This window comes from Streptomyces sp. NPDC058464 (genome assembly GCF_042721035.1).
Classification (GTDB): domain Bacteria; phylum Actinomycetota; class Actinomycetes; order Streptomycetales; family Streptomycetaceae; genus Streptomyces.
This window is the reverse complement of sequence record NZ_JBHXMA010000002.1, coordinates 62,293-74,278: the sequence shown is the minus strand read 5'-3', so window position 1 is coordinate 74,278 and position 11,986 is coordinate 62,293. Positions and strand designations below refer to the sequence as shown.

General features: G+C 73.9%; 6 protein-coding genes. 1 reads left to right on the top strand and 5 read right to left on the bottom strand.

Annotated elements, in window-relative coordinates:
• Positions 1–23 precede the first annotated feature (23 nt).
• From ACFWPQ_RS03305 to ACFWPQ_RS03290, 4 genes are all read right to left on the bottom strand, one after another.
• Positions 24–1,670, bottom strand: a complete 1,647-nt coding sequence (locus ACFWPQ_RS03305; protein WP_384029433.1) for a serine/threonine-protein kinase — start codon at positions 1,668–1,670, stop codon at positions 24–26.
• A 127-nt stretch (positions 1,671–1,797) separates the two neighbouring features.
• Positions 1,798–3,645 (bottom strand): serine/threonine-protein kinase, encoded by a 1,848-nt coding sequence (locus ACFWPQ_RS03300; RefSeq protein WP_384029431.1) that lies wholly within the window; start codon positions 3,643–3,645, stop codon positions 1,798–1,800.
• 182 nt (positions 3,646–3,827) lie between these two features.
• Positions 3,828–6,728, bottom strand: a complete 2,901-nt coding sequence (locus tag ACFWPQ_RS03295; RefSeq protein ID WP_384029429.1) for a protein kinase — start codon at positions 6,726–6,728, stop codon at positions 3,828–3,830.
• Positions 6,729–6,865: 137 nt separating this feature from the next.
• On the bottom strand, positions 6,866–8,959 hold the full coding sequence (locus ACFWPQ_RS03290; protein WP_384030062.1) for a serine/threonine-protein kinase: 2,094 nt from the start codon (positions 8,957–8,959) through the stop codon (positions 6,866–6,868).
• Between the two features lie 171 nt (positions 8,960–9,130).
• Between ACFWPQ_RS03290 and ACFWPQ_RS03285 the strand changes: the two genes are divergently transcribed.
• Complete coding sequence (locus ACFWPQ_RS03285; protein ID WP_384029427.1) at positions 9,131–10,174, top strand: serine hydrolase domain-containing protein; 1,044 nt, start codon at positions 9,131–9,133, stop codon at positions 10,172–10,174.
• A 12-nt stretch (positions 10,175–10,186) separates the two neighbouring features.
• Here the strand turns inward: ACFWPQ_RS03285 and ACFWPQ_RS03280 are convergent, their stop codons facing one another.
• Complete coding sequence (locus tag ACFWPQ_RS03280) at positions 10,187–11,893, bottom strand: glycerol-3-phosphate dehydrogenase/oxidase (protein WP_384029425.1); 1,707 nt, start codon at positions 11,891–11,893, stop codon at positions 10,187–10,189.
• Positions 11,894–11,986 lie beyond the last annotated feature (93 nt).

The following is an 11,986-nucleotide window of genomic DNA, read 5'->3' as shown; positions in this document are numbered from 1 at the left end:
CGCCCGGCCTCCTTCCGGGGCCCTCAGCCCGCCGTGAACGTGTCGACGGCGACGTCGAAGTACTCCCGCGCCTCCCGCACCTTCCCGACCGGCGCCGACACCCACACGTCGTACATCTGTCCGCTCTCCTCCCAGCAGAGGTCGTAGGTGTGCCGCGGTCCCTCCGCCGCGCTGAAGCCCTTCCAGGTGAACTCCCAGAACGCGGCGGGGTGCCCGGAGTGGGTGGTGTCGGTGACCCGGCCGTCGTGGTACCCGGGGTTCGTGCTCGGCCCCTCGGCCGCCGCCCGCCGCATCGCCCCGCCCGGTCCGTCCGTCGGCGGCTCGGAGACCTTGATGCCGAGCCGGAAGGTCTGCCCCGGCGACATGTAGAAGACGCGCTCGCCCTGCGGGTCGCGGGTGAAGCCCTCCGGTACGGCGAGGGCGAAGCCGGCCGGGTCCCGCGCGAGGCGGTAGCCGGAGGGCGCGGTGCTGGAGTGGGCGGTGGGGGGCGGCGGGGCGGTCGAGGAGGGGGGCGGGGTGGTGGCCGTGGCCGAGGAGGACAGGGTGGCCGAGGGGGACAGGGTGGTCGAGGGGGTCGCCGGGTGGGACGCGGAGACGGCCGTCGTACCCCCGGGGCCCGGGGTGGTGCCGCCCCCGCCGCCGTGGAACAGCAGCGTGGCCGCCGACACCCCCGCCCCGGCCATCGCGGCGACCAGCAGCGCGGCGACCAGCACCCCGCGGGTGGAGGTGGAACGGGGCGGTACGGCCGGTTCCGGAGCCGGCGGCCACGGCACGTCCCGCTGGGTCGGCGTGTACGACGCGGCGCCCGCGTCCTGCGCCGTACCGGCGCCCGGCACGACCCCCGTCTCCAGGAACCCGCGCAGCATCAGCTCGGCCTCCGCCGCGCCCAGCCGCCGCTCGGGATCCCGCTCCAGCAGCCCCCGGACGACCGGCAGCAGCGGCTCGGCCTGGGACGGTGGCCTGATCTCGTCGGAGACCACGGCGTGCAGGATCCCGCCGAGCGAGTCGCGCCGGAACGGCGACTCGCCGCTGAGCGCCGCGCACAGCAGCGCGCCCAGCGACCACAGGTCGGCCGCCGGGCCGGACCGCGCGCCGTTCATCCGCTCGGGCGCGGTGTACTCGGGCGAGCCGACGAAGGAGCCGGTCTCGGTGAGCGTGGTGGCGCCCGCGACCTGGGCGATGCCGAAGTCGGTGAGCACGACACGCCCGGTGGCCGCCTCGACGAGCACGTTGGCCGGTTTGATGTCCCGGTGCAGCACCCCCGCCCCGTGCGCCGCCCGCACCGCGCTCAGCAGGGCGATCCCGATCCGCGCGGCCTCGCCGACGTCCACCGGCCCGCTCCGCGAGATCCGGTCGGCGAGCGAACCGCCGTCGATCAACTCCATGACGATGTACGGCCGTCCACCGTCCTCGACCACGTCGTGCACGACGATGATGTGCGGGTGGTGCAGCTGGGCGACGGCCTGTGCCTCACGCAGGGTGCGCTCCCGGCGCAGCCGGGCGTCGTCGTCCGAGCGGGAGTCGTCGACCGTGAGCTCCTTGACGGCGACCTGCCGTCCCAGTAACTGGTCGGTCGCGCGCCATACGACACCCATCCCGCCCCGCCCGAGCCGCGTTCCCAGGCGATAACGCCCCGCGATCAGACGGACGGCGTCCCCGTCGGTCCCCATGGCCCCATGATGCCGCACCGGACCCGAACCTTCCGGACGGTGACAAGCCAAGACACCCGACCGGCAGGCCGCTTTCCGAGCCGCGAAGCCGGGCAGCCGAGCCGCGAAGCCGGGCAGCCGAGCCGCGTCAGCCGGACGAGCCCGGCTCCACCCAGCTCTGCAGCACCCACGTGAACTGCTTCTCGGCCGTCGCCCAGTCCTTCGCCGGCGACGACACGTAGATCGCGTACTCGGCGCCCGCCCGTGAGTAGTACGTCTCCTCGACCGCGCGCCGGGGCCCGGCCACGTTCGCGCCGTCCTTCGCCAGCGCGGTCCAGGTGTACTCCCACAGCGACCCGTCCCGGTCCCGGTACAGGTTCTGCTTCAGGGTCACGCGCTTGTAGTCGACCAGCCGCTGCAACTGCTGTTCCAGATCCAGCTGGTGGGCGTTGGCGTTGGCGAAGTCGGGTGAGCTGTCGATGGCGATGCGCACGAAGTGCTTGCCGCCGTCGGGCGTGTAGTCGACCTGCTTGAGGTCACTGTCGGTCTGTTCGCCACCGGTGCCGCCGCCGGAGTCGTAGACCTTGCGCTTCCAGCCCTTGGGCAGGGAGAGGCTGAAGCCGAACGGGTCGTGCACGGTCCGCCAGTCGGTGGGGACCGCGCCGTCCGGCGCCGTGCCGGCGCTGCCCGAGGACGACGGGCTGGAGGTGGCCGGCGAGGCCACGTTGCCGCTGTCGTCCTTCTGCCCGAAGTCCCACTTCTGCAGGGCCACGGCCGTGCCGCCGCCGAGCAGTGCCGCCAGCGCGACGACGAGCGCGAGCGTGCGCAGCCGGCGCCGTCCGGGCTGCACGGAGACGGGTGCGGACGACGGGCCGAGGACCGTCGGCCCGCGCAGGGAATCGCCGGGGGGACGCTGCCCCTCGTAGGAACCGCCGGGCGAGGCACCGACGGAACCGCTGTACGAACTCCCGTAGGAGCCACTGCTGTAGGAGCCGTCGCCGTAAGAGCCGCTGCCGTAGGAGCTGCCCCCGTGGGGGGCGCTGCCGTGCGAGCCCTCGTACGGGGTCGCCGCCCCCTCCCGGAAGGTCTCGTACGAGCCGCCGGAGTCCAGCCGCGTCCCACCACCGCCGCCGCCGGTGATCTGCGACTGCGTCGGTACGTACGCCTGTGCCGTGCTCGGCCGCCGCCCCTCCGCGGCCTCCGCGAGCATCTGCTCGACCTCTTCGGGGCCCGGCCGCTGCGCCGGTTCCTTGCGCAGCAGGGCCGTGATGACGGGCTCCAGCGGGCCTGCGGAGAGCGGCTCGCCGGCCTCGTCCTCGACGACCGCCTGCATGGTGGTCAGCGGCGAGGTGCGGCGGAACGGCGAGCGCCCCTCCACCGCCGTGTACAGCGTCGCGCCCAGTGCCCACAGGTCGGAGGACGGCCCCGGATCGTGCCCGCGCACGCGCTCCGGCGCGAGGTAGTCGACGGATCCGACGACTTCCCCGGTACGGGTGATCGTCGTGTCGCCCTCGATCTGCGCGATGCCGAAGTCGGTGAGGAGGACCCGGCCGTCCCGGCCGAGCAGCACGTTGCCCGGCTTGACGTCGCGGTGCAGCACCCCGGCGCTGTGCGCGGCACGCAGCGCGCGCAGCACCCACAGCCCGATCCGCGCGGCCTCCCGCGGCTCGATGCGCCCGCGCTCCTTGACCGCGTCGGCCAGCGAGTGGCCCTCGACCAGCTCCATGACGATCCACGGGCGGCCGTCGTGTTCGAGTACGTCATGGACGGTGACGACGGCGGAGTGGTTGATGCGCGCCGCGGCCCGCGCCTCGGCCCGGGTGCGGGCCAGCAGGACGGACTGGTCGCTCTCGGCGACGTAGAGCGCGGCCGTCAACTCCTTGATGGCGACCGCCCGGTGCAGCACTTCGTCATGGGCGCGCCACACCCGGCCCATGCCGCCGCTGCCGATGACGTCGGCCAGCCGGTAGCGGCCCGCGATGAGCAGGCCCTGCATCTGATTCACGTTGCCCCGCAATGCTCTTGTCAGGGTCAGACTAAGGACCACCCCGCGGTCAGGGAACCAGTGGGGTCCCACGGAGACAGCACTGTGACGGTTCTCGCTTTCCTTACGGAAAGTGAGCCAAATCCCCTCATCGGAACGGGAACCAACCGGACCCAGAACGCGTCGGCCGCCGCTCAGCCCGTGTATGTGTACGTCGACGACGCCTGCTCGTAGAGCGTGGTGACCTCGTCCCGGTCGGACTCCGGGCCGCGCACCTGCACGATGTGGTACCGCCCGTTGATCAGGAAGACCATGTTGCGCACGAACAGGTCGCCCTCCTGGCTGTCCGTCCAGGTGAACTGCCCCTCCGCCGACACCTGCTGGCCCACCGTGATGGTCCGCAGCCCGCCCGCGGTGGCCCAGCTGGAGTCCCGGTACGGCTGCAGCTCCGGTTCCTTGTCCCGCTGGTACGTCATCGGGTCGCTGCCGTAGGCCGCCGCGCCGTCCCGTCCGGCTACGACGATCAGCTCGAACTTCCCGTGCGAGTAGATCACCTGGCCGCTGCTGTTCTTCGGGGTGCGGCTCCAGCCCTTGGCGACGGCGATCCGGAAGCCGTTCGGGTCGTCGCGCAGGGTGAACCCGTCGGCGACGGTGGAGCCGCCGGTCGAACCGGCGGTGGTCTGGGTCTCGGTGGACGGCGTCGACGTGGGACTGGGCGTCGGTGTCGGCGTGGGCGCCTGGCTCCGGCTCGGTGCGGGGCTCGCGTCACCGGCCGTGCCCGTCCGGTCGCCGGTGGTCGCGCCGCCGTTGTCGGCGGCGTCCTTCTTCGGGAGGAAGAGCATGGCGTACGCGACCGCCGCGGCCAGCAGGAGCAGGACCAGGAGGAGCAGCGTACGGCCCAGTCTGCGCGGGGACTTCGCCTCCTGCCGGGCCCGCTTGTGCCGGCCGTGCGTGGCCGGGAGGCCGGCCCTGCGCCTGCGCACCAGCTCACCGCGACGCCGGATGATCGGCAGCCGTTTGGGATCGGCGGGCGGGGCGGCGACGACATGCGCACCGGCGTCCGGCTCGGGCGCGGACCGCACCAGCGAGCGCAGCCAGCCGCGCAGCTCCTCGAAGTCCAGCCGCTCGATGGGGTCCTGACGCAGCAACGACTCCACGACCGGCCGGAGCGACCCGCACTCCTCCGCGAAGGCGGGCGGCTCCGAGCACACCAGCTGCACCAGCTCGGCCGTCGACTCCTCCGGGTACGGCGCGTGCCCCTGGACCGCCCGGAAGAGGAGCGCGCCCAGCGCCCACAGGTCGGTGGCCGGGCCGATGGGCGCGGCCAGCTGCCAGTTCTCGTGCACGGGTACGGCCTGCTCCGGCGCCCAGCGCTCGGTCACCGGCCCCACCACGGTCATCCGCACCTGCCGCGCCCGTTCGGCGGCCAGCGCGGTGGCGGGCCCCCGCCGCCCGGGTACGACGGCGGCGGGCTCGCCCCAGCGGGCTGCGGGTCCGGTGCCCTGCGCGGGCACGACGACCTGCGGCTGCCCCTGCACGCCCTGGAGTTCGGCGCCGGTCCGGGGGGTGGTCGCACCGGTACCGGCCGGGGACGGGCCCGCGCCGGGTCCGACGGCCGGGAACGCACTGCGTTCCTGGCCGGGGGGCGCCGCCGGGGGCATGCCGGGGCGGGGTGCGGCGCCGTGCCAGGACGACGGCGCGCCGCGCACCCCGTACGGGTCGGCTATCTGGCCGGGCGGCACCCCGCCGGCGGCCCGCTGCTCCCCGCCCGGGGCCTGCGCCTGCCCGTTCGCGTACGGCGGTTGGGCCGCGCCGTTGGCATACGGCTGCTGGGCCGCCCCGTTGGCGTGCCCCGGGCCCCCGGAGCCGTACGGCGGCTGCGGTGCGGGCGCCGCGGTCTCGCCCTCGGCCGGCGGCCGGGCTCCGGGCAGCGCGGCCCGCCCGTTCTGCTGGGCCTCCTGGACCCGGGCGGCGGCCCTGGCTCCCGCCCGGTACGCGGCGATCGCCCCGGCCCGGGCGGCCCGGATGTCCACGCCGGTGTCCGGCGCCCGCCGCTCCACGGCACCCGTGCCGGGACCGCCCGGAGCGGAACCGGCCGAACCGGAACCCCCCGGCCCCTCGTCCGGACCGGCCCCCGGCAACCCGCCGGCGACCCGTGCCTGGATCGCCGCGCGCCGAGCGGCCTCGGGATCGGTGTCCGGCGCGCCGGACACCCGCTGCGCGCCGCCTGTACCACCGCCCGTACCACCGGACGCACCACCGATGCTCCCGATGCCCCCGACGGCGACGCCACCCGGGCCGACCGAACCGCCCGAAACGCCCGAACCGGGCGAACCGATCGGGGGGCCGGGCGGGTTGCGGGGCAGGGCGCCGGGCGTGGCGGAACCTTCCGCCTCCCCGACCCGCCGACCGCCGACGGGCGCCGCCGCGCCGCTCCCGCCACCCGCGCCGCCCTCGCCTTCGCCTTCGCCCTCCTGCGCCGGCACCGGGTCGTACCCGCACAGCGCCTCCTCCGCCGCCCCGACCGCGAGGCCGGTCAGCATCACCCGGCCGTCGTCGCAGACGAGGACCGTGCGGGCGGTGATGTTGCGGTGCACCCAGCCGTGGGCGTGCAGGACCCGGAGCGCCATCAGCACGTCGGAGGCGACCTCGGCCGCCCGGTAGGGGCTCAGCGACTGCTCGGCGAGGACCGCCGCCAGCGGCCGCGCGGCGACCGACTCGCTGACGATCCACAGCGAACCGCCCTCGGCGAACACGTCGAAGACCTGGTCGAGCCGGGGATGGTCGGGGATCCGGGCGGCGGCCTGCGCGGCCTCCACGGCGCGCCGCACCACCGGGTCGCTGGGCCGGCGTGTCGCGGTCCGTGCCGTCGGCGGCCGGCGGGCGCCACGGTCACGCGCCGTGAACCCCTCCGGCAACCCCTCGGCGTCGAGCACCTCCGCCTCGACGACCTCCGGCAACGGCACCTGCCGGACGAACACCTCCTGCCCGCTGTAGGTGTCGAAGGCGCGCGTCTCGGTGTGTTCGTACTCGTCGGAGGGGGGCAGCGGCAGGCGGTAGCGGTCGGCGAGTACCCGACCCGCGTAGTCGTCCACGTTGCCTCCCCCGGCCGCCCGGTTGGTCAAGTCCGTTCGTTTCGCGGCCCGTTCCGAATGCATACCTGGCTGTGTACGGTCCGCAACCACTCACGATACGTGCCGGAGGCAATTCGCATTGTGGGGATGCGAATTTGTCACTTCGGCTCGAAGGACGCCGTCAGCGTCTTCCAGGTGTCCTTGCGCAGCCGGCTGCTCCAGTCGTCGGCCTTCGCGGTGTACATCAGCGCGTACCCCTGCTTGGAGCTGACCACGAACCCCCGGTCGATCGTGTGGTACTTGGTGCCGCCGTCCACGTAGGTGAACTCCCAGTCGGCCGTGTTCCAGCCGCGGTAGCTCACCGCGGCTATGCGGATCTTCTGGTACTGGGAGCGCACCATGTAGCGCTCCTGGTTCTCCCAGTCGGCCACCGGGTCGTCCTTGGGCGTGGTCGTCCAGGCGATCAGCAGCTTCTGCCCGTCGGGCCCGGTGAACCGGTCCCCGGCGGAACTGCCGGTCTGGAACTTCCAGCCCTTGGGCAGCCCGATCGAGTACCCCTGGCCACCCTTGTACGTGGACACCACCGGCGCGCTGCCACTGCTGCTGCCGCTGTCACTGCCACTGGAGTTCGACGCCGACGACGAGTCGTCGCCGGACGCGTCCGAGCCGTCGTCCCCGGAGGTCCCGGCCGCCGACGCGTCCCCGTCCGTCCGCGTGCCGTCGCTCGTGTCCTCCTTGGTGGAGGAACCGGAACCGGAGCTCGAACCGGAACCGGAGCCGGTGCTCGCGCTCGCCCCGGAGGTCGCCACCGCCTTGGAACCGCCGCTCTTGCCGCTCCCCTTGCTGTCGTCCCCGTCGCCGCCGTTCAGCACGATGGCGAGGACGGTACCGAGCACCGCGAGCACCACCACCACGGCGATGATCACCAGGGTGCGCTTCGGCACCACGTCGGTGAGCGGCGCCTTGGGCACGGGCCGCGGCGCCAGGTCCAGATCCGGCGGCGGCATCACGGGCCACCCCGAACCGGCCTTGCCCGCCGTGGGCTTGGCCCCCGCCGGGGCGGTGGCGGCGCCGGACCCGCCGGCGGCGGCCGGACGCGCGCCTCCGACCGGTCCCGAGGGCGAACCGGTGACGACCGGGGCCGAAGCGGCGGCCGCCTCGGCGGCCGTGCCAGTGCCCGCGCCGGTGCCCGCGCCGGCGTTCTTGGTCCGGGTCGCGGCCGCGGCACCCGCCGCACCCGCGGCCTTCCGCACCGACCGCAGCGCCCCGCGCAGCTTCTCCCCGGCCTCCTCGCCCCGCTTGGCCCCGGCGCCCTTCTCGTCCTGCGGCGCGTCGGGCTGCGGGGGCAGCGGTACGACCCGGGTGGCGTCCGCGGGCGCCTCCTCCGGAGCGTTGACGACCGCGTCGAGCATCGCCCGCGCACCCGCGTCGTCCAGCCGCTTGGCCGGGTCCTTGTTGAGCAGCCCGTAGATGACGTCCTTCAGCGGTCCCGCGTTCTTGGGCTCCTCCAGCTGCTCGGTCATCACCGCCGTCAGCGTGGCGATCGCCGACCCCTTGTCGTACGGCGGTGCGCCCTCGACCGCCGCGTACAGCAGGCCGCCCAGCGACCACAGGTCGGCCGCCGGGCCGGGCTTGTGGCCGCGGGCCCGCTCCGGGGAGATGTAGGAGGGGGCGCCGACGAGCATGCCGGTGGAGGTGATGGACGGGTCGCCCTCGACCTGGGCGATGCCGAAGTCGGTGAGCACGACGCGGCCGTCGCCTTCGGAGATCAGCACGTTGGACGGCTTCACGTCCCGGTGCAGGATGCCCTCGCGGTGCGCCGACCGCAGCACGTCCAGGACCGCAAGGCCGACCTCGGCCGCCCGCTTCGGGTCCAGCAGGCCGTCCTCCCGGATGACCTCGGCCAGCGACTTGCCCTCGACCAGCTCCATCACGATCCAGGGCCGGTCGTCCTCGTCGACCACGTCGAAGACCGTCACCGCGCTGTTGTTGCGGATCCGGGCGATCGCCTTGGCCTCGCGCAGGGTGCGCGTGATCAGGCGCCGCTTCTCCTCCTCGTCGATGTTCGACGGGAACCGCAGCTCCTTGACGGCCACCGTCCGGCCGAGGGTCTCGTCCTCGGCCCGCCACACCGTGCCCATGCCGCCGCGGCCGAGCACTCCTCCCAGCCGGTACCGCCCGGCGAGAAGACGCTCGCTGTTGCCCTGACGAGTCTCCTGACGAGAAGTCCCCGCCCGCTCCGCCTCCGACATGCGTCCCCTCATGACAACCCGCCCTGACAGAGCCTTCATTGTCCCTCACCCGACAAGTGCCCAACGCCCAGGGGCCCCCTGACCGCGCATCGGGGCCGGCCGACCGGAACCCCCGGTGACGAGGGCGTCACACGGGCCGGGATGATGGGCCCCGAGAAGGGAGGAACCCGGATGCCGTCGCTTCGGACACTGATGGCCATACCGGTCTCTCTTGCCCTGCTGTTCGCCCCCCTGACGGCCGGTTCGGCCTCCTCGGCGGAGGCCACGGACCCACTCCTGTCACAGTTCGTCACCAAAGGCGGAGCTCCCGCCGCCGCCCTCCTGGACCGCGACGGCGACGACGTCCGCTATGCGGCCGCAGGCCGGGGCATCGCCCGTGCCGACCACTTCCGGGCCGGCAGCGTCACGAAGACCTTCATCGCCACCGTCGTCCTGCAACTGGCCGCGGAACACCGGCTCTCCCTGTCCGACCCCGTGGAGCGGTACCTGCCGGGGCTGCTGCGCGGACGCGGTGTCGACGGACGCAGGATCACCCTGCGGGCCCTGCTCAGCCACACCGCCGGGCTCGCCGACTTCACCACGGTCACCCGGGGTGCCGTCCCCCTGACCCCGCGTCAGGCCGTACGCGTCGCGCTCTCCCTCCCTTCGACCCGGCCGGGCCACTACGCCTACTCCAGCACCGACTACGTCGTGCTCGGCATGGTCGTCCGTCAGGTCACCGGCCACTCGTACGCCACCGAGGTCCGGCGCCGCATCATCACTCCCCTCCGCCTGACGGGCACCTCCTTCCCGGGCGCCCGCACCACGCTGCCCGCCCCGCACGGCCGCGCCTACGACACCGACGGCTCCGACGTCACCGACCTCGACCCGCGCGTGGCCGGCGCGGCGGGAGCGCTGGTGACCACGCTCGACGACCTGGACCGCTTCTACGGGGCGCTGCTGGACGGCGAGCTGCTGTCCCCGCGCCGGCTGCGCGAGATGCTCGACACCCGTGCCGCACAGGGCGCGTACGGCCTGGGGATCTTTCCTGTGAAGCTGCCGTGCGGGACCACGGTGTGGGGACACAACGGCCGGATCGCGGGCAGCTATGTGCGCAGCGCCGCCTCGGCCGACGGACGGCACGTCCTCACGTTCCGGGTGAACACGACGACGGTCGCGGACCCGGACCTCGAACCCGCACTGCTCGCCGCCGAGTTCTGCCCTCGCACCGGGTAGGACGGCCGGGGTCTACCGCGGCACGATGTCCGGCGCCCCCAGCCGCGCCGCGTCCGCCGTCAGGTCGTCCGGCTGGAGTTGGGACTCGCGTTCCGCCTCCACGCGTTTCTCGTAGTGCTCGACCTCCCGCTCGATCTGGTCCTTGTCCCAGCCGAGGACCGGTGCCATCAGCTCGGCGGCCTCGCGGGCGCTGCGGGTGCCGCGGTCGAAGGTCTCGATGGAGATGCGGGTGCGGCGGGTGAGGACGTCGTCGAGGTGGCGGGCGCCCTCGTGGGAGGCCGCGTACACGACCTCGGCGCGCAGGTAGTCGTCGGCGGCCGAGAGCGGCTCGCCGAGGCCCGGGTCGGCGGCGATGAGTTCGAGGACCTCGTCCGCCATCGAGCCGTACCGGTTGAGCAGGTGCTCGACGCGGACCACGTGGATGCCGGTGCGGGCGGCGATCCGGGCTCGCGCGTTCCACATCGCCCGGTAGCCCTCCGCGCCGAGCAGCGGGATGTCCTCGGTGACGCACTCCGCGACCCGCATGTCGAGCCCGTGCACCGCCTCGTCGACGGCGTCCTTGGCCATCACCCGGTACGTCGTGTACTTGCCGCCCGCGACGACCACGAGCCCGGGCACCGGGTGCGCGACCGTGTGCTCGCGCGAGAGCTTGCTGGTGGCATCGGACTCGCCGGCCAGCAGCGGGCGCAGACCGGCGTAGACGCCCTGGACGTCGTCGCGCGACAGCGGCACCGCGAGCACCGAGTTGACGTGGTTGAGGAGGTAGTCGATGTCGGCGCTGGAGGCGGCCGGGTGGGCCTTGTCCAGGTCCCAGTCGGTGTCGGTGGTGCCGACGATCCAGTGCCGGCCCCAGGGGATGACGAACAGGACCGACTTCTCGGTGCGCAGGATCAGGCCGGTCGTGGAGTGGATGCGGTCCCTGGGGACGACCAGGTGGATGCCCTTGGAGGCACGGACGTGGAACTGGCCGCGCTCGCCGACCATCGCCTGCGTGTCGTCGGTCCACACCCCGGTCGCGTTGACGACCTGCTGGGCGCGGATCTCGTACTCCCCGCCGCCCTCGACGTCCTGCACCCGGGCCCCGACGACCCGCTCGCCCTCGCGCAGGAACCCGGTGACGCGCGCGCGGTTGGCCGCCTTCGCGCCGTAGGACACCGCCGTGCGCACCAGGGTCGCCGTATAGCGGGCGTCGTCCATCTGGGCGTCGTAGTACTGGATGGCGCCGACCAGGGCGTCCTTGCGCAGGGCGGGCGCGATGCGCAGCGCGTGGCGGCGGCTCAGGTGGCGGTGGACGGGCAGGCCCCGGCCGTGCCCGCTCGCCACGGACATCGCGTCGTAGAGCGCGACGCCCGAGCCCGCGTACAGGCGCTCCCAGCCCTGGTGCTGGAGCGGGTAGAGGAAGGGCACCGGCTTGACCAGGTGCGGGGCGAGGCGCTCCAGGAGCAGGCCGCGTTCCTTGAGGGCCTCGCGGACCAGGGCGAAGTCGAGCATCTCCAGATAGCGCAGGCCGCCGTGGATCAGCTTGCTGGACCTGCTGGAGGTGCCGGACGCCCAGTCGCGGGCCTCCACGATGCCGGTGTTCAGGCCCCGGGTGGCCGCGTCCAGCGCGGTGCCCGCGCCGACCACTCCACCGCCCACCACCAGCACGTCCAACTCGCGCTCGGCCATGGCCGCCAGGGACTCCGCACGCTGCTCCGGCCCCAGTGTCGCTGTCCTCACCGCTGCCTCCCGCTCTGCCGCCATCGGTCATCGCTCGTCGTAGGTCATCGGTCGCACGGGCCACCCCCGCAGGCGAGGCCCCTGCCCAAATTC

Coding starts and splice junctions, on each gene's coding strand:
- ACFWPQ_RS03290 (WP_384030062.1), bottom strand. CDS start 8,959: ATGTCGGAGGCGGAGCGGGCGGGGACTTCTCGTCAGGAGACTCGTCAG.
- ACFWPQ_RS03305 (WP_384029433.1), bottom strand. CDS start 1,670: ATGGGGACCGACGGGGACGCCGTCCGTCTGATCGCGGGGCGTTATCGC.
- ACFWPQ_RS03300 (WP_384029431.1), bottom strand. CDS start 3,645: ATGCAGGGCCTGCTCATCGCGGGCCGCTACCGGCTGGCCGACGTCATC.
- ACFWPQ_RS03285 (WP_384029427.1), top strand. CDS start 9,131: ATGCCGTCGCTTCGGACACTGATGGCCATACCGGTCTCTCTTGCCCTG.